Here is a 20,150-nt window from a genome sequence, read left to right as displayed (position 1 = left end):
GAACTGATGTTACGGAGAAACCTTTTGTGATTACCAGAGAGCAAACAGAGAAGATTGTTGTTATTATTATTTCTATATGTACGGCAGCTTTTGTCGGCATGTGTATTTTGTTCGAGAAGAAAGACCTTCACGATATTTCCGAACTCGCAAAAATATTAACCCCGGTAATCATTGCATTTGTCACAGGGTATTTTGCATGGGGTCAGTTGAAGATATCGCGATCACAGAAAGAACTAAGTGCGAGGCAGGCAACTATAGCTGGCACAAAACTAAAGCTGGAATTATTCGATAAGAGATATGTTTGCTATCAGCTAATACTAGATAATCTTTTATATTGTTTAGATATTCGCTTAAATTCTTATTACTATTTAGATCCGGCCGGGTACGAACAAAACATGCGTGATAGCAATGGGAAACCTATAACTCTTGAATCATATCTAAGATCTAAATCAGATGAGAAACTAGACCTTATAAACTCATATATTAATGATAACACTAAAAAAGAGTCAGAACTTACAAAGGTTCGGTTTTTGTTCAATGATGACGTATATACAGCAGTTAGGAATTTCAATAATGAAACAAACACACTAATCATTGATCTGTATCACGTCATCAGTAAAAAAGTTTATATTGCATTGACGCTTTCCGGCAGAAGCCCACCTCCAGATAGATTCACTGATAAGGTAGAAATGAGAATTAAGGAGGTAGAAGCTCGTCGTGAAGAACTACGAATTAAGTTTGTTGAGAAAATAACACCATTATTGGCGCCATACCTGCATGTGCCGGAGCAATAAATACCTTTGGACAATTAACCAAAGGAGTAAACAATGTCAAAAGAACAACCATTATTTGATATAAAGGAATCCATAAGGGAATTTTTTATTAACAAGGACGTCGAGGCATTTGAGAAGTTCAATGCTAATGGTCGTGACTATACCAAGTACGTCATGCGAAACCCTCTATGGAATGAGGTAACTGTTGAGTTCAAAGATGTGCTGGTTCCAGACGATAAGGAAAAGCAACAAGACGCACTAATCCGTCTGACTAGGAAGTGCATTACGAACCTGAAAGAGTCTGCGGATTGGGAAACAGCCCCTTATTATATCAACAAGATGGCGCTGGAATGGATCACCACGCGCCTTGAAGCATACAAGTGAGCCAAGAAGCCAGAGACAGCGTTCGAAAGTTATTCAAGGAGAAAGACATTCAAGCCGATATACCGTGGGAGATAGAGGGACGCATTTACGAGAAATACCGTATGCGTTTCCCCTCATGGCGTGAGGCAAAGGCGATTGAAGATGGATCACTGAATATCATTGATCTAACCCAACGATGTATCGAGAACCTGCGGTATCCTACTGACTGGGACTTTTCCCCTTACATCACCAATAAGATCGCTATTGCATGGGTAGAGAAGGCGATGACGTTATTCCGACCCTCTACGGGATGGGATGATTATCGCTTTTCGATTATGGAAATGACTGAATCTTTGAAATGGCCCAATAAGGCGAGGAATGATCCATACTCGCTCTATAATGTCCCATTAGATGAACTTATCGACCATCTGTTTGCTTTACAGGAAAAAGCAGAAAGAGAAAGGGGAACCAATTAAGGTTCCCCTTTTCCCATGGCATTTACAAAGGAGGGAAAATAATACCACCGTCTATTTAGCAATACGGTCTCGGTAAAATCTCAGGGCGATGTTGAGATTGGCATAGAGGTGATTGCCCTCTGAATCCTTTGCTCTCAACACATCGCGCTTTATCTGCTCTTCAAGCTCTGCGTAGTTGGTTTCTGCCCTGCTGCTATGGATAGCCAGTATCTCAAACACGAAAGCATCCTTGCCGTTTTTGGCAATTTCCTCGTTCACATATTTGCTGGAACTCGTGTAGGTGAGCCAGTTGGATTTGCTTACCTCTTTGCGCTTCCGTGTCTTCCCCTTCACGACCTTTCGTCGAACCGACTGGGTGAACTTTTTCCCCACATACATGACGCCGGACTCTTTATGGGTAATCAGATATGTGAAGCCCGACGAAGCATTTATCTGATCTTCGGTATAGGGGCTTTGCCAGTGTCCGACCTCATACATTGACGCCACCGAGAAACACGGAGCGTTCTTTTTGTCTCCGGTTCGTTAGGCCAGGTATCACTCGCCCCTTGCTCAAGTTCCATCTCAGGAACTGGTCTGCTGCTGATGCGATGTTACCCGCGTTGACCTCACGGAGAAGCGTGGAGCCTAGTGCGGCTGTCAAACCCACATTGTAGGTAAAGCTCGTTAGAGCGGCCCACTGGTTATCGGTCAACGGAGCCCTCACAGCCCCTTGCAGCGTCGTTAAGACGTGTTGCGCTGCACTAGCTACTTGCTGTCGTGCTTCCGCCTCTGTGACGCTCTGAGGGCTTGTGAGCGTTACCCTGTGGCCGTTCCATATCGTTGATCCATAGCCGACAGTAGGAGTACCCGTTACGTCAGCGTATGGTGTTGGTCTAAATCCCTCGTACAAGGTGATAAGATCAACGGCCTGATCCAGCGCGCTCACTTGATGTCCTCGAAAAGATCATCATCTGAATTGTCGTCTGCTTCCCCGAACGTCTTCTGTGATCTCTTACGATCCCATTCCGACAAACCGAAGCGATTGAAATAGGCGATTAGCTGACGGCCAGTATCAGCGTTTGTTTTGGTTGCTGGATTTGAACGAAGGTCTAAGCGGGATTTATCATCAGTGCTTTCAATGACGACACCGCGAGACATGATTTCATCGTTGGATTGATAGAAGCGATCCAAAAGAACAATGAACTGTTCAACAGCAAAGCAATCTTGCGGCTGTAATGGATAGGATGCCGATATAAGCGGCAACATCTCGTCCCATAAATCACTAAGACGCGGATATTTCTCTATGTATTTGGTTTTCTCCATACTGGAACTCCTTAGTTAGTTCCAAGTATTTAGCGGCACTAAATAAGGTTACGGTCACAGTATGGAGGTTCCTAGAACAACCGTCTTGCCCTGCAAAGGAGATAGATTTGTGAGGTAAGGATGGACAACTTTATAGCAACAGCGAAAGCAATCTCGACCTTAGCTGGGGTAACTATAGCATTCATTATTCTGGTGATCTTTCCGGTAATCGACCTGCTCGATCCGAAAGCGCACTTGATGACTGATATTGCTCCGATTGCCTCGGTCCTATCGTCACTCTTCTAACACTAACTAAAGGAGACACCGATGATCCAAAAGATCAAGGATACCATTAACAAGTACAAGCTGCCTGTAACTGGTGGGCTGGTATTGGTTTCACCACTATCAGTCCCATTGGTGCTTAACGGCATAGGACTGTCTTGGGAATTGTCCGTAGCAATAGGGACATCATTACTAGGAATAAATTATACACTATTGAGGATGGCTAAATGAATTTCCTACAGAAATCTATGGGCTTAGGAGGAAACCAGTCCGGCGCGGTCATACAAGAAACACCGATTGTAAACTTCCCCTTTATTGCCCCAACGACTACCGCGTCAGGCGTAACAGTTAATCCAAAAACCGCAATGGAACACGAAGCGGTTTTTACCTGCGTCAGAACAATCACAAGCGATATTGCTAAGATTCCTCTCCAGATAGAGAAGCGCAATCCCGCAGGCGGATGGAAGGTCGATCACGATCACCCACTATCCGATCTGCTCAACTATCCCAATGGCCGTCATACGATATTCGAGTTCCTAGAAGAACTGGTCCTCGATTGTATGCTGAACGGAGACGCTTTTGCTGTCGTCATTCGGGACAGAATGGGTAATCCAGAGAAGCTGATCCCAGTTAATCCCTACACAGCGAGGGTTTACGAAGATCCTCAAGACGGCGAATTGTTCTATTATGTCACGTCTAAAATGCTCATTAAGGAGCAAACCAGTATCAAGTCCGAAACTGGTGAAACCCGAACAATTTATCATTCCGATATCGTCAGGCTACGCGGCTTGTCACTCGATAATGGTAAAAATGGATATTCGGCTTTGTCCCTTGCACGCGAGGCGTTTGGTCTAGCGATTGCAACGCAGGAAACAGCGGCTCGTGCATACACCAACGGGGCAAACATATCCGGCTATTTCAAGCCTGATCCTACCTTGGGCGCTGATGCCACAATGGCCCTCGCTGATAAGATCAAAACGGCAATCGCGGGTATCGTCAATTCAGGCAAAACGGCTGTTCTTCCCGGAATGGATTATGTTGAGATCAACCGTAATGTTTCGGATTTGCAGTTAGTTGAAGCTAGAAGGCAAGTTACCAGTGATATAGGGCGCATTTTCCGAGTTCCGCCTTATAAACTGGGGTTAAATGACTCTGAAAAAGCCGCAAACGTAGCCGAGCAAGAGCAGTCATATATCTCTAATACCTTAGTGCAATACACTAAGCCATTAGAGCAACATCTCAATAGAGTCTTGTTTAAGCCTAATGAGAGAAAACTATACAGAATATCGTTTGATTTCACAAAGCAGGCCGAACCAAGTGAGCAGGTTCGTGGAAATTACTATTCGCAGGCTTTAACGATCGGATGGATGTGTCCAGACGAGGTTCGTGAACGCGAGGGTATGGCCCCAATACCAAATGGAAAAGGCCAAGAAATTAGAGTTCCACTTAACACAGGAGTAATCGGAGACCCAACAGGATTACCGCTAATGGGAGACAACAAAAATGGCGATAAAAACCCTAACAGTTAAGGAGTATGCCGGACTAAGCAAGGATCAAAGACAGGACACTATCGTTACCAAAGACGTAATAAGTTCTATCACTGCTAATGACGACCGTACTGCGACATTCATCATAACCACCGGAACCCCTGATAGAGATCAGGATATTGTTGTTCCTAGTGGCATTTCAATAAAACAGTATCTCAAAAACCGGGTGGTCCTATGGGGCCATGATCAATCAATACTCCCGATTGCGAAATGTATTGATATCAGACCCGTTGAGAATGGATGGCAGGCAACAGTTGAGTTTGCATCCGCTTCAATGAACCCAATGGCAGAGCAGGTATTCCAGCTAGTTAAAGGCGGATTCCTCAATGCAGTATCCATTGGGTTTATCCCAACTGACTTAGAACTAAATGATCTTGGTGGATATACGATCACCAAGTCAGAGCTATTTGAGTTCAGCATTGTAAACGTACCCGCCAATCCAGAAGCACTAATCGTCGAAGACGAAGAGGCTCTAGTCATGGATTCTGAAGTATTAGAGCAAGAACTAATATCAAACATAAATAAAGTCGTAACGCGCAAGAGAAAAGCAATGTCTCTTGAATTGTACAAATTATCTGGTTCATGAAACTGATATGAGGAAAACATTATGGATAAAGAAATTAATGATCTAGAGGTTAAGCGCCTTGAACTCATTGCTTCTATGGAAAAGACTTTAGCTAATACGGAACTATCCGAAGAAGAAGCTACAGCTTCTTTTGATGCCGATATGGCAGCAGTTAAGTCCCTTGAGGCAAAAAAGGCACGTCTAGAGACAGTAAAGGCCATGAAGGCAATCAAAGCTGTCAAAGAAGCCGAAGAAGAAGACTCCGATAAGGAAGAAGAGAAGGAATGCGCTTCCGACGAGATGGAGAAGGACGACGAAGATAAGGAAAAGACTATGAATTCATTCTACATCAATAAGGGAGTGGCTCCTGCCGGGGCTGAAAAGGGCCTTTACGTTCAGAAGTTTATTGCTCGTGACATTGTTAAAATGCACGGCGAAACAGAAGCCCGCAACATCCTAGCCGCTTCAACTTCCAAGAACTATGCAAGTGGTCTTTTGAAGTCTGCCCTAACAACTGCACAGCCTGTTGTTGGTCCTGATGTTCGTGAGTTCATTGATCTTTTGACTGCGGATTGCGTTGTTCGTAAGTATGCGAAGATTGTTTCCATGCCTAATAACAACCTCACATATCCAAGACAGAGACTAGGTTCTAGTGCTTCATGGGTTGGTGAAGGTGCGACATACGTTCCTAGTGCTGCTGACTTCGATACCATTAACTTTGTTGGTAAGAAGCTAACTGGCTTCACATACACGACACTTGAGTTCAATAACTTCTCTCTTCCCGGCGCAGTTGATCACATCACAAGTGACCTTGCTAATCAGGTAGCTCTTGCAGAAGACCGTACATTCATCATGGGAACGACTGCTGGTGCGCTTGCTCCGTCTTATTCCCTAGTTGGTTCTGCTGGTACGAAGATTACTTCTTCTGGTACTGATTCTGTTAGCGTTGCTGCTGATCTTGCAAAGGTTAAGTCCAGCCTACAGACAAAGTTCGTGAATATCGCACGCGGCGTTGTTTTCGGTTCTCCTGCTGTTTTCAACTCGCTAGAAAACCTACAGACCTCCTTCGGTGTGTATCCTTTCCGTGACGAAATTCGTTCCGGCAAGTTGAATGGTTTCACTATTGCTGAGACTGCACAGATCCCATCAGACGTTGACACTTCTGCTGCACAGGACGGTTCTGCTAAGAATGGTTCCCCTCTCGTGTTTGTGGCTCCGCAGCACTTGATCATTGCTGATGCTGGTCGTTATCAGCTTCGTTCAACTGATCAGGGTTCGTTCGAAGACGCAGGCACCACAATCAATGCGTTCTCGCAGGACATGATTGCTTACAAGCTCGCTAACTGGGTCGATTTCGGCGTAGAGCACGAGGCGGCTGTAGTTGTTCTCAACACTGTTGGTTGGACTAACTTCAATGTTGATGGCGCTTGGCAGTTGGTTGAAGACGCTAACTCTTCGACATCTGGCGCTTCGGTTGTTAAGGGCAAAAAGTCTAACTAATTCGTTCCTATAGCGGAACGAACGTCATGGAAATGGGGGCCAACTGGCCCCCATTTTTGTCTCTGATTAGGCTGTAGGCTCCGTGGGTAGTGCCTTAGACTTCGTGTCAGTCCCATTCACAATCGCAATCAGCGCCTTCTGGTAATCAATCCAGTCCTGCGTTGGCGTCTCACCGAGATATATGAAGTTGTTCTGCACATACGTTCTCGCATCCGCCAGGGCAGATTGTGCCTGATCGGTAAGAGGCGGCACATACGCAGGAGCCGTGTAATCCACGATCTTCCCGTTCTTTACGCCTTTTTTCAAAGCGCAATGGAATGTTGGATCATTCCACTGCTTTTCTGTAACCACGATCATCTGACTGGCGTCTGGCACGTTGGCTAATGTCATATCGTGCGTGTCATACCAGCCGGTTACGATAGTTGGCTGTGCTGCTGTGGTGTCATACGACACATAATATCTTGCTGGATAATCTGCTGTTGTTTTTGTCATGTTCACTCCTTAAAATTATTTGGTTCCGAATGCGATAACACTGAAATTCCAAGTGCCTCCGCCGTTAATGTGAATTGTGAAGCCATTTGTTTGTAATGAAAAAGGGTGACAGTTTGTGTCCGCATCATCTATACACTGAACCATAACCGATTGAATTGTTCCAAATGTTTGTGGAAATGTTATGAAATCACGTTCACCTGCTCTAACTTGAAAGGCTTGTATTCTTGCTCCCCAAGCCGAATTGAAGACTCTTCCATCAGAAGTATAAAAATCATTCTGGTATGTGCTGTTGCTGACAAACTGACCACCAGCCCAACCCTGAACATCGCTGGCTTTTTGATTGGCTACGTTATGGGCGAAAGCTGTTGTGGCTATGTGTGTTCCGTTATCATCATTGCCGTGTGTCTGGTACCAAGCCTCTCCCCCGATATTCAAACTTCCATTAACGCCTATGTTTGAATTAAAGCCTACTGTTCCGTTATAGGAACCAATAGTATTCGTGTAGAGCCAGTTTCCCTGACCTACCCTGACATCTCCATTCACGATTGCAGCGCCGTTGATGGTGGCCTGACCACCAGTTGTTAGACCGCCAGCTAGGTTCATGCTGCCGTCGCTATTCACGGTAGAATAGTGATCAGATCCATTGTTGGTATGGAATACGATATTTCCAGTGTTGGCATCCTGATATACAGACGAGTTACCACCGTTATTAAACGCAAGTGTTTTTAGAAAAGCGCCTTGGAATGTCGGTGTACTGTCATTTCTAACCTGCTGGTTTATATTCCAGTTATAATTGCCGAGCGTAACGAAGTTGTTTTGAACGAAAGCAGTTGAAGCAGCATTTATCGAGTTGTCACTACTACTCATAGTAGGCACCCAAACCACACAACCAGCCGATGCCATATTTGCAGTATTTCCTGATTCCAAGAATAATGCTGCCGCACCTGTGTTGTTTCTGTTGCTTAGGGTGATACCCCCATAAGGCTGAAGCATCCCTGTAGATAGGATACTGCCGTCAACCTCCAAGCTGGAGACCGTTGCCTTTCCTGTAACCTTCAAGCTGTTGTTGATTGTCGTGCTTGCAGCCTGAATAGTGAACGCACCAGCACCAGAGGAACCACTCTGACCACCGTATGATGACAATCTGACATCATAGTCATTAGCGACGCCGAGTGAGTGAAGGTCTATATATGTAGTGTTATTTCCCTTTGAGGTAGTGTCTCCGATTTCAATACCCATCGTTCCACCAGTAGCATTACCGATAACAACCCCCTGTCCGAAAGTTGCAGACCCGGTTGTCAAAAGGTCATTTGCAGTTATGGAACTTGTGACCGTTAGAGGGGAGTAAAGGGTAGAACCAGCCGGGGCGAGAGAAAGAACTCTTGAAGCCATATCCCCACTAGCGGAACTATCTCTGAACATAAAATGACCACTGAAGTCAGTGAGCGTCATTATGTTGGCAGTACCCTGATTCCACGTTGTCGCATCTGTTCGGTAAATGTCGTAATCCAAGGAGATTGAATGATAATAATGATCCCCTGCGTTCGAGATTACATGTGCTCCGGTTGAACTATCTTTCTGGATCGAGATTCCGCCGATATTTGCAGATTGATCGACCGTCAATGAACCGGATATCTCGCCACCGGTAAGGGGTAGGTATTTTCCCTGAACCCAGTTCTGTTCAGCGAGATAGTGCCATGTCCCTTGGCTGTCCTGTGCAGAGGTTGTGCCAGCAACATGATTGAAACCTATTTTGCGAATACCGTAAGTGTTGTCGTCTTCTTGCTGGAATACAAAGCCGCCCATTGGGGTCTGATCGACCTGCGCGAGTAGTTCCGAGCCCGTCCAGCCGATATAAACGTGGTTCGAGCTCATACCCGCACCGCCGCCCTGCTGAACTGGCGTGAAGCCGAGCTGACCTGCTGTGACGTATGCCTTCATGGACTCAAGGTTGACGATCTGCTGACCGTTACCATTCGAGGACACGTCAGGAGCAGTTGGCGACCCTGTGAAAGCAGGGCTGTTCAAATTGGCATAATGCTTTGCAAGTGTCTGGCTCAACTGACTGTGGTTATTCCCGTCTAGTGTGCCGCCATTATCAGTAATGACATTGGCAATCTCATCCTGAATGTTGTTCATCACACTGGCTTCAACAGGGGTACCGTTTGTTAGGGTAGATGGATCGTCATCGACCCATACACCATTATTCGAATCAACTTTTTTCATGGAGTCTCCAATAAATATTGTAATTACTTTGGTATTTATTGGAGATATAGATGGATGTAACGAATGTATCCGTTATAGGTAGCAGAAACAAAGCAGGTAAAGGCTTCGTAGTTACCGTTAATAAGAAGCAGTTTAACAGATTCACTTCATGGGAAATAAGTCACAGCATTGATATCGTGCCTATGTCATTCAGCATGACTTATGCGCTCAGTGACGGCGAAAAGAACACTGATCTGACATCACTATTCTCGAAAGCAAAGGGACCGGCAGTCGATGCCTCTGGCTTCTTAGCAGTAGGAGCAGAGGTGGAGATATCATTAGATGGTTATCGTATTTTCACTGGATATATCGACTCAACAACAAATGGCCTCCATCACGGTCAGCACTTGCTACAGGTTTCGGGCCGATCAAAGTGCCAGAAGATCACAGACGGAACGACCATACAGCCAAACGCAGGCCAGACACCCGGAACGCTCGCTAACATAAAACAGGTGGCCGATTGGCTTCTAACTGCACAGGACGGCAACAAGATCATTGAGGTTATTGATAAGACCGATGGCAGCACTCCACAGCCATTGGTGAATCTGACCTCTATTAATCTCACAACTCGGGCTTATGACTTCCTCGCTAACTTGGCCCAGTATGAAGGGAAGTTGCTTTATGATGATAGGTTCGGACGCCTTGTTATCGACAACCCGGCGAGCGGCCAGACCACACTCGTTGGCATTAATGATAAGCTGATTAAGTCGTTTTATAGGTACCGCACTAACTTGGGACGCTTCCAGTCCTATACGGCCATCATCAATCCCTATGATGCTATTGCAGGCGTGAGCAATCAGTCGGTTCCTCATGTTATGGCAAAAGACCAAACCCCATCTGAAATACCCGATGGGAAGATTCTTACTTTCGTTTCTGAAAGCAGTTATCCGACCTCCGATGCTACGGGCTGGCAGAGGTTCCAGCAGAACCTTGTGAATGTCACTGCAAAGCGAAACTGGGGTCGAGGCGATGTCATAAACCTCTCCGTAGTTGGAACAAAAAATCCCACAACCAATAAGCCATGGGAGATAAACAGCCTCTTGAAAATCAACTACGGCACTGCCTCACAGCCCAAGATTTCAGACGCCTATGTGATTGCAGACATAACAATGTCTATGAGCCGTGACGAACACGAAACTCAACTGACACTGGTAAGGCAGGAATCTCTTGGCGTTATTCCGGTTGCCATAACTGCTCCGGTTGCTGGTGTCGGCAGCCCATCGACCCAATCAGGTGTTGTGCCGAACGCAAACCAGACCAAGGCAGGAAACCTCCAGGTCGATGACACTCCGCCGCCGAACGCAAAGCCGGTGAATGGAGGTTCAAAATGAGCCATCAAGATCACTTCGCAAGGGAGCAGATTAACACCCTGATAGGTCAGAGCATCCAGTTCGTAAAACCGGCAAAGTTCTTAAAGCACACATCATGGAAAGAGGATTACAAGAGCCATGTGAACCAGATTTCCATGTTCGGTAATACGACTATCAGAGACGATATCCGATTGGTTCAGCAGTACGGGTTCCTATCGGCTCCACTTGCTGGCGCTAATGCGATTGTCCATAGCATTATGGGCTCTGATACCAACAACATGATAACCGCAACGCATGACGAGAGATATACCCCGAGAAATGCGAAGCCCGGTGAAGTCATATTGTTCGATTATCAAGGACAGGCGATTGAGCTTCGTCAGGACCAGACCATCAACATAAACTCAATGAAAACCACGACAATAAATGTCGATGGAAAGAACCAGATAACAATCACAGACGGACTAATTCATATCACTGGCAATGCGACCATTGATAAGGATGTTGAAATTGACGGTAATCTACACGTCAAAGGAAATATCACTTGCGATAGTGATGTGACAGCAAGCGGTAAGTCTTTAAAGTCTCACGTTCATACAGAGAACGGTAAGGGATCAACAACAAGCCCTCCGCAATAATACCTAAATAAATACCTCAAAGTCCTAATCACTTTGAGGTATTTCCATGATTATAAACAACGCAAGAACTACAGTATTACCGAGATTACTCGGCATTGATCCTGTTGCTATCACACTAAGATCAAAAGAGCCCAGTGATAGCGTCACTTATTCCATTGAATGCAAGAATATCATTGCACCGGGATCGACGATCACCGCTGTAGCAGTTTCCGGGTCCAGTAACGAGGTGACAGTAGGTCAAGCCTCACTTTCCGGGAGTGTCTTCCAGTTCGAAGTGTCTGGGGGATTGCTGAACTCCGCTTATCTTTTGCCTGCAAAGATTACGGATTCAGATGGAAATATCTTCACCGTCAATCTCAACATACAGATCCTTCCAACCGGGATCATATCGAGCAATCCACCTCTTGCATTAGGTCCACAGGGTCCAGTCGGCCCAGTAGGACCAGAAGGCATACAAGGACCAATCGGACCACAGGGCATAGCCGGTCCAGTCGGCCCTCAAGGTGTTCGTGGTTTCACAGGACCAACGGGAGCGCAGGGGACACAAGGCGAAGTTGGGCCGCAAGGGCCGCAAGGTGTTCAGGGACCACAGGGCTTAACTGGTGCGGCAGGCATCGACGCTTATGAAGTTGCGTTGTCGGATGGCTTCAAGGGATCACAGACGGACTGGCTTAACAGCTTAGTCGGACCACAAGGACCGAAAGGCGACAAGGGCGATACTGGATCAGTAGGACCGATAGGTCCGAAGGGCGATACCGGCCCACAAGGAGATAAAGGCGATACCGGACCGCAAGGCGTACAGGGAGCCAAAGGCGACAAGGGCGATACCGGCCTCACGGGTGCAACAGGACCACAAGGAGAAGTCGGGCCACAAGGCGAGACCGGAGCAACAGGCCCACAAGGACCGAAAGGCGATATCGGCCTAACCGGACCAGTTGGACCCACAGGACCAGAAGGACCAACAGGCGCGCAGGGTGCAGCAGGTCAGGGCCTTACTAATCGCGGCGACTGGGTATCCGGCGCAACTTACAACAGAGACGATTATGTTTTCGCCCAGACCTCAAACGGCGACGGCGGCAGATCGCTCTATGTCGCAACGACACAAACATCATTTGATTCCACTGTAACGCCTGCAAACGACCTGGCGAACTGGTCAGAGGTTTATGCGCCACAGGGACCAATCGGGCCGCAAGGCCCACAAGGTGAAGTTGGTCCACAGGGCAATACCGGCCCGCAGGGTATCCAAGGCGTCAAAGGTGATCAGGGCGTTGCTGGACCGGCAGGGTCCACAGGACCAGCAGGCGTTGACGGCAAAGACGGAGCCAAAGGCGATAAAGGCGATACCGGCCCACAAGGACCGAAAGGCGACACTGGATCAGTAGGACCAGCAGGCGCAACAGGACCAGCAGGTCCGAAAGGTGATAGCGGAAAGACCGCTTATCAGAGCGCAGTAGATGAGGGCTTTTCAGGTACCGAACAGGCATGGCTTGCTAGTTTAGTCGGGCCACAAGGACCGAAAGGCGATACCGGGTCAGTAGGACCGATTGGCGATACGGGACCAGCAGGAGAGCAAGGGCCACAAGGACCACAGGGTCCGGCAGGCGTTGCGGGTGCGACATATTCCGGTGACGTTTCAAATGCCACAGCAACTTATACGGATAGCGCAGGCAAGTCCCAGACCGATACCCTGTCCGATACATTGAGTGGCATATCTAGTGATTTTGCTGCCGCATCCGCGAGCGTTGCTGCCGGTTATGTTCCTAAAAACATCGACTCAACAAACCTTCCGGTACTGACACCGAGCAAGGCAAACATCATTTCCGATCTTCTTACTATCAGCGATGGCTATGGAGATATCGTAAATCTCGGTATGGCGTCACTTAACGGCAAGAACATGCTGAACATCAATTCTCCGAAAGGCCATAGCGTAGGTCTTCGCCTAACTGACTTCACAGGAGCCGATAACAGCCTGACCATTCAGAAGAATGCAGACAACACAAGTAGCATGGCCTCGACATGGTGGGGTGCTGATTCTGGTGGACAAGAAGGTGGATTCCGTTGGGTCCAAACACAATCGAACAACCTCTATTGGAAAATGAGTTCTGCCGCTAACTCGTCAGCTAACCAGCCATTGCAGATATTCAATGGCTCCGGTTCGACATGGAATGCAACTCCGGCGGTTAGCATCGGCACCGATAATACTACGACATTCGGTAGCGGGATAACGGCTTCGGCTTTCACAGCAGGAGGGTCCACCCTTTTTGATGGAGGGCTGCAATATGAACCAGCAGATGGAAAGAGCAGTATAACCCTCGTTCCTAGTATATTGTCTCTACAAAGCACAGGCGGACAAGCACAACTGCAACCTACTTGTGTGACAGGAACAAACTGGTCAGTTTATAACTACGGAGTTTCTGGAACAGATAGCAACGGGTCGGCATGGAGTTTTGGCCCTACTAATATATCAACCCCTTCCTTCCAGCAGTCAGGGCCTACGATGGCGCTGAAATACGTGCAGTCGTCAGGAACAACCAATATATTATCCGTTAATCCCGGTGAAATGCAGTACAACGGTACGGGTTCTTCGTCGGTGTTTAGTGTGGATTCTACAGGCTATGTCAAAGCCAGTGGGGCTGTTCACGCCGATCATATCCTTCTTGCGGCGGCAGATTATAATCAATCCACCACTACAGTCGGCGGACAAGGTGTTTATACGGGCTGGAATGTAAACTCAGGTGATGGCGCGACCTATATGGTCAATATCAATCCCGGTGTTGCCGGTGGCTTCAAGTTCTATGACATACCCACATCGCAGAAGATAAGTGATCATTCACCTATTGTGAGTTTCGACGCTAATGGGTCAGCGGTATTCAATGGACAAGTTCAAGCTAATGGCCTTGTGAGTACGAGGGCACTTGATAAGGCAGATAACAGCACGAATGTTGCCACAACTGCATGGGTTCAATCACAAGGATATGGAACTGGCTCTGGTGGAAGCTCTACAAGCTATCCGGGTCAAGCCTATGCGCTGTATGAGTACAATACGATTAAAAAGCCTGAAACACCGGCGTATGGTTATGCTTCTCAGCTATGTACCCAAGTAGGTCCGGGATTAGATAGCATAACTATATCAACCTCCAGCTTTATGCTTGCTGCATACACGTCATATGAAATCGAGGTTTATTTCGCAAGTTACGGGACACAATCTGATACCTATCAGTCACCACCAGCTTGCTCGGTTTCCTTCGGTTCAGATGTGCATTCCACCACTGTTTCTTCTTTGACGTACGGCGCGACTAGCTACTCAGCTTGGGGGCCGTATGTACCCGCCAGTTTCGCAGGGAAATATATTGCGTCAGCAGGATCATCAAACAACACTGTTATCATATCTCTAGGGTCGATCCCTGCTCAGAAACAGAAGACTTTGTTGACAGTGAAGTTCACTCCGATTGGTGGTAATCCATCGACAGGGGTAGTCGCTTAACAAGCCCAATCATAGAGCGTCATAAAGGCCCGTTTAGTGTCTGGGCTACAATGTGTAGTAAAAAGACCTAGACCGCACTGTACGGGCTTCTGAGGGCGTCCTGTCATAAAAAGAGGGGGATTAATCCCCCTCTAGCCTTGTTTGCGCTGATTCATAGACCTTATTGTCTTCTCTCTTGTCGATCACTAGAACCAATAACAGCAGTTTACTGTCTTCAACTTTGTAAACACACCTGATACCAGCAGAAGCTAACTTTATCTTGTAGCAGTCCGGCATTCCTTTAAGTTTGTTCTTTGGAATGCGGGGATTGCTCGTTAGTGCAATCAGCTTCTTTAGTATCTGTTCCTTTATAACCTTTTCCTGTTTGTCAAACTCCTCTTGTGCCTTCTCGTGAAATAGAGTCGAGTAAGTCATGCAAGTTTACTTTCTTGAACTTGTTCGGCTCTGCGAGTCTTTCACGCGCCAGCTTTATCAGTTGGGCGTCTTCGTCAGATAGAACTTCAGTTGATACCGGAAGTCGATTGTTCTTGAGGACATAAGAAAGTACGTCTTTGAAGAGGTCTGTTGGTGTTGTTCCCAACTCCTTGACCTTCGCAAAGGCTTCTTCCTTAAAATCAGCGTCTAATCTCACTCCAAAATGCGTCGTTGCCATGCGTCTTGTCCTGTTCGTGTTCGGTCCGTAAAACATATGTAAAACGGATAGCGCGCTAGGACAAGCCCCATCTGCTCATTTGGCGTGGACAAATCAGGGGAGGGGGCGAGCTGACCAGCAAACTCCGGTTTTACTCAAGAAATAGCCCTAAAAAATGTTACGAAATACACTAGAGTAACGTAGCAAGTTGAATCGTAACTTTTTTGCTTTACTAACATATATTGGTGTATTGCCTTACTTATTTCGTATATATTATAAAGTACCAATATACGAATTAATATTCTGAGGTATTTCGCAACAGCTCATAGAACGCCGTACAGAGGACTTTCGTATTCCGGCATAACTTATAGCAGAGAACACCTAGACCGGCCTGTACGACGCTCTCAGGGGGTCTCTGTATTCAGCAGAGCCCTATGGTGTGGCAAGTCCAAGACCTCTGGTTCCCCTCAAGTAGCACAATACATTCACACAATATCAGGACAACACCAGACTTGCCTTTTGCGTTGGTTTGTCATTTCTTTTCTGCGTCAACCGATCTTTGGATAAGAAAAGGCTATCTTTGACATAGGAAGGTATATCCCACGAAGCTAACTTTGTTTTGTAGGCAAGCAATAACGCAAAGCTACAAAGCAGAGAGCACTTACAATGACCGCACTTAGCAAACTGACATTTGTTTCCGAAGTTGAAGCAGAACATGACCGTGCGCCTCACGTCCGCAAGCGGTTCGTTGAAGGCGTTGAAGTGCAGTTGCAGGCACTACAGGCAGAGGTCGAAGGCAAGCCCTTCAAGCTGATGCGGGAGCGCCGTGAGAAAGATGAAGCAACAGGCGAAACAAACAAGTTTGAGAAGGCCGTTCGGTTTGCGACGTGGTGGACGAAGGGTCCGAAGGGCTACAGCGTTGAGCCACGTTACGGTTCGAAGAAGATCCAGCTTTCCGACGCAGGCAGCGTGATCAAAACCGGTCCCAAGCTAGATGACGTAAAGGCGGTTCTCGAACTGCTGATCGTGGCAGCGAAGGCCGGGGAACTCGATAAGCCCCTGCTGGCAACAAGTGAACGCAAGCGCAAAGAGGAAGAAGCGCCTGCAAAGCCGGAAACACCTCGCACAGGCGCACAGGCCCGCACTGGTCGCGGTCACTAAGGAACTACCGGGGAGCGCAGGCTCCCCTTTTTTGTGAGGTGGGACATGGCAAAGAAGACATACAGGCTCGGATCAAGTGAAGCAGCCTACACGCCGGGGATAATCGCCTGGGCGAAGAACGGATACGCGTTCGAAGATGACCGCGCGGGGATGCGCCGGGTCATCACCAAGGCTTACGGTATCCCCGAGGATGCAGCGCACAAGTTACTCAGCGGCGAAGTCGAACACCGGATCGAAGATGACGTAGTGGTGTTTGAGGTCGAGGAAGGCGCATAGCCTTCCCACTTCAAGAGCAAGACAAATAAGGCAATAAAACCAAGTCTTTGACGTAGGAACAGAATAAGAACGACAGCATATTAACTTTGTAAGCAGATAGAAGGACTTACAAAGTATGCAATGGGTTTGGTCAAAGATAAAAGACGCCAAGAACAGAGCAAAGCATAATGGGATTTCTCTTGCAGTAGGAGCAGAGGTGCTGCAAAATGACCCCAATGCCCTCACAGAACCCGATCCGCACGAAGACGATGATCGCTGGCAAACAATCGGACGCTTCGGCGCAGTTTATTTCGTAGTCCACACTGACATAGAGGTGATGTATGACGGGGAAGAACAAGGACGGATTATCTCTGTTCGATACGCTACCAAAGCAGAATCTCGAAGATATGCTGAAAGATTCTAACTTGCCCGAGGACCAGAAGGAACTGGTCCGTCGCGCAGCTACGCAGGAGCCGCCCGATGGGCCTTGCGAGTTCGATGGCAGGCACGCCGTCAAGGGCAAGTTTTACCGAGCCCGCTAAACCCAAAGAGCAAGAACAGAAAGGCGCTTCGGCGCCTTTTTTTGTGACTAAATGGGATTGCCCTAAGGAACGCAGAATATATGCTAAATGAGTAAGACCAGAACCAATGAACAAGCTAGATATAACCAAAAACGACACTTCGTTTTAATCCATAGTCAACCAATCAATGACTATAAAAGCGCCTTTCTTCGAGCGACTTCCTTTCCAAACGAAAATATAAAATAGGGGAAGGAGACAGTTTATGTTGTTTGCAGTCCTCGAAACACTTTCCCCCGTTGATGACTCCATTGTTCATAGCGAGGAACTATTCCTTACTCCTTGGGAGTACGAGGAACGCAAGCGCGAACTGTCCGACCTTCAAGAGCTAATCGTCATTGAAGAGGGCATAGCATGAGCTTCACACAATCTGACCTGAACAACTTCACGGGCACTTGCACATGGTGGCGGTTGCCGACTGGGGTTCTCCTGACCGATGGAGCCAAGTTCATCGCGGAGAATGGTTGCGCGTGGATCATCGACTTGATCGGTAGCCACCAACTGAACCCGAAGGTCAAAGCGGAAGAAATGCAGTTTTGGACGATCCGCAAACACGATGACAACAGCGCGACAGCGACATGCACGGAGGGAGGCAAAGACGGCGGAGAGCCCGTCGCACTTACAAGCCAGAAGATTCTCTACACTGATATGCCCGTGAAGGAGATCAAACTCTATCGGGTCGATGATGGGGAGAACGTCGTGCTTATGCTCAACACAGAATACTAGCCCCTGAGAGCCCCGTAGAGGCCGGTCTAGCTGGCCTCTGTACAAGCTACAGCGCAGAACAATAAAGCCCCTACAGCATTGTCTGAGGGGCTTTTCCGTACCCGATAAGTCATTCCGACAGTAAAATAAATATTGGAAACAACCATAACTGGAGTTTCCAATGCCTTATATTCGCGAGTCCTACGAGACCAAACGACAAAATATATTAAACCAGATTCAATACGGGCTCCTTAATGGACAGGTACCCCTAGCTAATAGCCCTTCTAGACTCTTTGCTGAAATCATTGCCGCGATAAGCAACGCGCAAGACCTATTTTTTGATAACATTTCGATCCAGTTCAATCCCCTGAATGCAACAGGGTCTGATCTAGATAACTGGGCCAGTCTCAAGAGTGTCTATCGCAAGTCTGCCAATGCGGCATCAGGAACGGTGGTGTTCACAGGTACCGCCGGTACGTCCATTCCATCAGGGACAGTTCTAATAGCCAGTGACGGTCAAACTTTCACAACTGCACATGATGCGCTGGTGGGTGGAAACGTCGCCATTACAGCAACCACGCCGGGTTCAGCAGGCAATCAGCAGGCAAATACAATCCTGACCTTGCAGGCTCCGATTGCTGGTGTCGATTCACAGATGGAACTTGCAAACGGAATCACACAAGGAACGGACTTAGAAGGCGATGACGCCCTTCGTATTCGAATGTTGCAGGCATATCAGGCCCAGCTCACAGGCGCGACGAAAGCCGACCACCTCAAGGAAGTCCTAGCAGTACCCGGAGTGACAGCAGCTTGGATGCCAGCCACACCAAAGGCCGGAACTGAAACTGTCATCTGGTTCATGCTTGATAGAACCAATGCAACACAGGGTTATCCGCAAGGCACTGACGGCACGGCTATTCAAGAGAACAGGTACGAGAACGCAACAGGCGATCAGTTGACCGTTGCCAATGCCCTATTCCCCTTAAAGCCGTACACCGAGATTCAAATCCTCTGTAGTCCGATCAAGACCCCGATAGCAGTGGAAATATCCGGCCTGACACAAACGACCGCAACAATGCGCTCAAACATCAGGGACGCAATCGTAAATGTCCTTCACACCCAGGGCGATCCCAATGGCGTGACGATCACGATGGCAAGTCTCGAAGGTGCGATTGCCAGTACAGCAGGCACCACAGCTTTCACACTCGTTCAGCCAAGTTCCGACCTCGTGACCTCAATAGGTCAGCTTCCCGAAATAGATGGCGACATCACATTCTCATAAGGTGAAACATGGATTTTAGAGCAAGAACACAAGACGAATACGCAAAGGCCGCTCTGGATTGTATGCCTCCGGGATCTTCTTTCCCGCGAGACACAGACACGAACCTATACCAATTAATAAAGGCACTCGTAAGCGAACCTTGCAAGATGGATGCGAAGGCACTTGGACTGATACCCGCAGCCTTCCCCGCAACTGCTACGGATTTCCTAGACGAATGGCAGGCGGTATTTGGTTTGCCGGATAAATGCACAACGCAACAGAGCAGCGATGGCGACAAGAGGGCTCAGGTTGTTGCGCGTCTAACATGGACAGGTGAAGCAACCATCAGGTTCCTAAAAGAATACTGCACTAACTTGGGATACAATGTTGATATCAAAGAGTGGGGCGGGGCTGTCTGCGGAGCATCACGCGCAGGAAAGCAGGGATGCCAATCGAGTGATAGAGTATCCGAGTCCGCATTGACGTTGAATATCACCGATAACAAAGACCCATCATTCCTACTATGCGAACTTGAACCTGTAATGCCCTATATGTCTTGGTATCTATTTTCAAACGGCTCTAGGGT

At 47.6% G+C, this 20,150-nt stretch carries 23 protein-coding genes; 16 read left to right on the top strand and 7 right to left on the bottom strand.

Annotated features, from left to right (window positions below):
- The 3 genes from HKD28_RS15305 to HKD28_RS15295 form a co-directional block, all read left to right on the top strand.
- A partial coding sequence (locus HKD28_RS15305; protein WP_207729028.1) for a hypothetical protein occupies window positions 1-794 on the top strand: 794 nt, incomplete at its 5' end.
- Window positions 795-827: 33 nt separating this feature from the next.
- The gene (locus HKD28_RS15300; protein ID WP_194269074.1) at window positions 828-1,157 is read left to right on the top strand and encodes a hypothetical protein; all 330 of its coding nucleotides are present in this window, start codon (window positions 828-830) and stop codon (window positions 1,155-1,157) included.
- Window positions 1,154-1,612, top strand: a complete 459-nt coding sequence (locus tag HKD28_RS15295; RefSeq protein ID WP_194269073.1) for a hypothetical protein — start codon at window positions 1,154-1,156, stop codon at window positions 1,610-1,612. Before HKD28_RS15300 ends, HKD28_RS15295 begins: the two co-directional genes overlap by 4 nt.
- A 51-nt stretch (window positions 1,613-1,663) precedes the next feature.
- Here the strand turns inward: HKD28_RS15295 and HKD28_RS15290 are convergent, their stop codons facing one another.
- The 3 genes from HKD28_RS15290 to HKD28_RS15280 are packed head-to-tail and all read right to left on the bottom strand — an operon-like array spanning window position 1,664 to window position 2,914.
- Window positions 1,664-2,089: a hypothetical protein gene (locus HKD28_RS15290; protein WP_194269072.1), complete on the bottom strand. Its 426-nt coding sequence runs from the start codon at window positions 2,087-2,089 to the stop codon at window positions 1,664-1,666.
- A complete protein-coding gene (locus tag HKD28_RS16085) occupies window positions 2,082-2,537 on the bottom strand; it encodes a lysozyme (RefSeq protein ID WP_194269071.1) in 456 nt (151 codons plus the stop codon). The genes HKD28_RS15290 and HKD28_RS16085 overlap by 8 nt, the downstream gene beginning before the upstream one ends.
- Window positions 2,534-2,914, bottom strand: a complete 381-nt coding sequence (locus tag HKD28_RS15280; RefSeq protein WP_194269070.1) for a P27 family phage terminase small subunit — start codon at window positions 2,912-2,914, stop codon at window positions 2,534-2,536. The genes HKD28_RS16085 and HKD28_RS15280 overlap by 4 nt, the downstream gene beginning before the upstream one ends.
- Window positions 2,915-3,402: 488 nt before the next feature.
- On the opposite strand from HKD28_RS15280, the gene HKD28_RS15275 reads away from it, so the two are divergent.
- Genes HKD28_RS15275 through HKD28_RS15265 form a run of 3 tightly spaced genes read left to right on the top strand, consistent with a single transcriptional unit; the run spans window position 3,403 to window position 6,787 of the window.
- The gene (locus HKD28_RS15275) at window positions 3,403-4,704 is read left to right on the top strand and encodes a phage portal protein (RefSeq protein WP_194269069.1); all 1,302 of its coding nucleotides are present in this window, start codon (window positions 3,403-3,405) and stop codon (window positions 4,702-4,704) included.
- Window positions 4,679-5,308 carry an HK97 family phage prohead protease gene (locus HKD28_RS15270; RefSeq protein ID WP_194269068.1) on the top strand — a complete coding sequence of 210 codons (630 nt, stop codon included), beginning with the start codon at window positions 4,679-4,681 and terminating at the stop codon, window positions 5,306-5,308. The genes HKD28_RS15275 and HKD28_RS15270 overlap by 26 nt, the downstream gene beginning before the upstream one ends.
- A 21-nt stretch (window positions 5,309-5,329) precedes the next feature.
- Window positions 5,330-6,787: a phage major capsid protein gene (locus tag HKD28_RS15265; protein ID WP_194269067.1), complete on the top strand. Its 1,458-nt coding sequence runs from the start codon at window positions 5,330-5,332 to the stop codon at window positions 6,785-6,787.
- Window positions 6,788-6,853: 66 nt separating this feature from the next.
- Here the strand turns inward: HKD28_RS15265 and HKD28_RS15260 are convergent, their stop codons facing one another.
- Window positions 6,854-7,279, bottom strand: a complete 426-nt coding sequence (locus HKD28_RS15260; RefSeq protein WP_194269066.1) for a hypothetical protein — start codon at window positions 7,277-7,279, stop codon at window positions 6,854-6,856.
- A gap of 15 nt (window positions 7,280-7,294) precedes the next feature.
- Window positions 7,295-9,505, bottom strand: coding sequence for a hypothetical protein (locus HKD28_RS15255; RefSeq protein ID WP_194269065.1), 2,211 nt, complete (start codon window positions 9,503-9,505; stop codon window positions 7,295-7,297).
- A gap of 50 nt (window positions 9,506-9,555) precedes the next feature.
- Here HKD28_RS15255 and HKD28_RS15250 point away from each other — a divergent pair, with 50 nt between their 5' ends.
- Genes HKD28_RS15250 through HKD28_RS15980 form a run of 3 tightly spaced genes read left to right on the top strand, consistent with a single transcriptional unit; the run spans window position 9,556 to window position 14,973 of the window.
- Window positions 9,556-10,875 carry a phage baseplate assembly protein gene (locus tag HKD28_RS15250; protein WP_194269064.1) on the top strand — a complete coding sequence of 440 codons (1,320 nt, stop codon included), beginning with the start codon at window positions 9,556-9,558 and terminating at the stop codon, window positions 10,873-10,875.
- A complete protein-coding gene (locus HKD28_RS15245) occupies window positions 10,872-11,489 on the top strand; it encodes a phage baseplate assembly protein V (protein ID WP_194269063.1) in 618 nt (205 codons plus the stop codon). Before HKD28_RS15250 ends, HKD28_RS15245 begins: the two co-directional genes overlap by 4 nt.
- Before the next feature lie 46 nt (window positions 11,490-11,535).
- Complete coding sequence (locus HKD28_RS15980; protein WP_194269062.1) at window positions 11,536-14,973, top strand: collagen-like protein; 3,438 nt, start codon at window positions 11,536-11,538, stop codon at window positions 14,971-14,973.
- Between the two features lie 120 nt (window positions 14,974-15,093).
- Here the strand turns inward: HKD28_RS15980 and HKD28_RS15235 are convergent, their stop codons facing one another.
- A complete protein-coding gene (locus HKD28_RS15235) occupies window positions 15,094-15,387 on the bottom strand; it encodes a type II toxin-antitoxin system RelE family toxin (RefSeq protein ID WP_194269061.1) in 294 nt (97 codons plus the stop codon).
- Window positions 15,341-15,625: a type II toxin-antitoxin system RelB/DinJ family antitoxin gene (locus HKD28_RS15230; RefSeq protein ID WP_194269060.1), complete on the bottom strand. Its 285-nt coding sequence runs from the start codon at window positions 15,623-15,625 to the stop codon at window positions 15,341-15,343. The genes HKD28_RS15235 and HKD28_RS15230 overlap by 47 nt, the downstream gene beginning before the upstream one ends.
- A gap of 645 nt (window positions 15,626-16,270) precedes the next feature.
- On the opposite strand from HKD28_RS15230, the gene HKD28_RS15225 reads away from it, so the two are divergent.
- The 7 genes from HKD28_RS15225 to HKD28_RS15195 form a co-directional block, all read left to right on the top strand.
- Window positions 16,271-16,765 carry a hypothetical protein gene (locus HKD28_RS15225; RefSeq protein ID WP_194269059.1) on the top strand — a complete coding sequence of 165 codons (495 nt, stop codon included), beginning with the start codon at window positions 16,271-16,273 and terminating at the stop codon, window positions 16,763-16,765.
- A 45-nt stretch (window positions 16,766-16,810) separates the two neighbouring features.
- Complete coding sequence (locus tag HKD28_RS15220) at window positions 16,811-17,041, top strand: hypothetical protein (RefSeq protein WP_194269058.1); 231 nt, start codon at window positions 16,811-16,813, stop codon at window positions 17,039-17,041.
- A 115-nt stretch (window positions 17,042-17,156) separates the two neighbouring features.
- Complete coding sequence (locus HKD28_RS15215) at window positions 17,157-17,444, top strand: BrnT family toxin (RefSeq protein ID WP_194269057.1); 288 nt, start codon at window positions 17,157-17,159, stop codon at window positions 17,442-17,444.
- A gap of 359 nt (window positions 17,445-17,803) precedes the next feature.
- On the top strand, window positions 17,804-17,956 hold the full coding sequence (locus HKD28_RS15210) for a hypothetical protein (protein WP_194269056.1): 153 nt from the start codon (window positions 17,804-17,806) through the stop codon (window positions 17,954-17,956).
- Window positions 17,953-18,324, top strand: coding sequence for a DUF6876 family protein (locus HKD28_RS15205; protein WP_194269055.1), 372 nt, complete (start codon window positions 17,953-17,955; stop codon window positions 18,322-18,324). The genes HKD28_RS15210 and HKD28_RS15205 overlap by 4 nt, the downstream gene beginning before the upstream one ends.
- 160 nt (window positions 18,325-18,484) lie before the next feature.
- Entirely contained in the window at window positions 18,485-19,585 is a 1,101-nt protein-coding gene (locus HKD28_RS15200) for a baseplate J/gp47 family protein (RefSeq protein WP_194269054.1), read from the top strand.
- 8 nt (window positions 19,586-19,593) lie between these two features.
- Window positions 19,594-20,150: putative phage tail protein (locus HKD28_RS15195; RefSeq protein WP_194269053.1), on the top strand; the 557-nt coding region annotated here is incomplete at its 3' end.

The sequence above is a fragment of the Gluconobacter cadivus genome (genome assembly GCF_015244745.1).
GTDB classification, from domain to species: Bacteria; Pseudomonadota; Alphaproteobacteria; order Acetobacterales; family Acetobacteraceae; genus Gluconobacter; species Gluconobacter cadivus.
Note: the sequence above shows the minus strand (reverse complement) of the source record. Positions and strands in the feature narration are given on the sequence as shown.

Coding starts and splice junctions, on each gene's coding strand:
- HKD28_RS15300 (WP_194269074.1), top strand. CDS start 828: ATGTCAAAAGAACAACCATTATTTGATATAAAGGAATCCATAAGGGAA.
- HKD28_RS15290 (WP_194269072.1), bottom strand. CDS start 2,089: ATGTATGAGGTCGGACACTGGCAAAGCCCCTATACCGAAGATCAGATA.
- HKD28_RS15280 (WP_194269070.1), bottom strand. CDS start 2,914: ATGGAGAAAACCAAATACATAGAGAAATATCCGCGTCTTAGTGATTTA.
- HKD28_RS15275 (WP_194269069.1), top strand. CDS start 3,403: ATGAATTTCCTACAGAAATCTATGGGCTTAGGAGGAAACCAGTCCGGC.
- HKD28_RS15270 (WP_194269068.1), top strand. CDS start 4,679: ATGGCGATAAAAACCCTAACAGTTAAGGAGTATGCCGGACTAAGCAAG.
- HKD28_RS15265 (WP_194269067.1), top strand. CDS start 5,330: ATGGATAAAGAAATTAATGATCTAGAGGTTAAGCGCCTTGAACTCATT.
- HKD28_RS15260 (WP_194269066.1), bottom strand. CDS start 7,279: ATGACAAAAACAACAGCAGATTATCCAGCAAGATATTATGTGTCGTAT.
- HKD28_RS15255 (WP_194269065.1), bottom strand. CDS start 9,505: ATGAAAAAAGTTGATTCGAATAATGGTGTATGGGTCGATGACGATCCA.
- HKD28_RS15250 (WP_194269064.1), top strand. CDS start 9,556: ATGGATGTAACGAATGTATCCGTTATAGGTAGCAGAAACAAAGCAGGT.
- HKD28_RS15245 (WP_194269063.1), top strand. CDS start 10,872: ATGAGCCATCAAGATCACTTCGCAAGGGAGCAGATTAACACCCTGATA.
- HKD28_RS15980 (WP_194269062.1), top strand. CDS start 11,536: ATGATTATAAACAACGCAAGAACTACAGTATTACCGAGATTACTCGGC.
- HKD28_RS15235 (WP_194269061.1), bottom strand. CDS start 15,387: ATGACTTACTCGACTCTATTTCACGAGAAGGCACAAGAGGAGTTTGAC.
- HKD28_RS15230 (WP_194269060.1), bottom strand. CDS start 15,625: ATGGCAACGACGCATTTTGGAGTGAGATTAGACGCTGATTTTAAGGAA.
- HKD28_RS15225 (WP_194269059.1), top strand. CDS start 16,271: ATGACCGCACTTAGCAAACTGACATTTGTTTCCGAAGTTGAAGCAGAA.
- HKD28_RS15220 (WP_194269058.1), top strand. CDS start 16,811: ATGGCAAAGAAGACATACAGGCTCGGATCAAGTGAAGCAGCCTACACG.
- HKD28_RS15215 (WP_194269057.1), top strand. CDS start 17,157: ATGCAATGGGTTTGGTCAAAGATAAAAGACGCCAAGAACAGAGCAAAG.
- HKD28_RS15210 (WP_194269056.1), top strand. CDS start 17,804: ATGTTGTTTGCAGTCCTCGAAACACTTTCCCCCGTTGATGACTCCATT.
- HKD28_RS15205 (WP_194269055.1), top strand. CDS start 17,953: ATGAGCTTCACACAATCTGACCTGAACAACTTCACGGGCACTTGCACA.
- HKD28_RS15200 (WP_194269054.1), top strand. CDS start 18,485: ATGCCTTATATTCGCGAGTCCTACGAGACCAAACGACAAAATATATTA.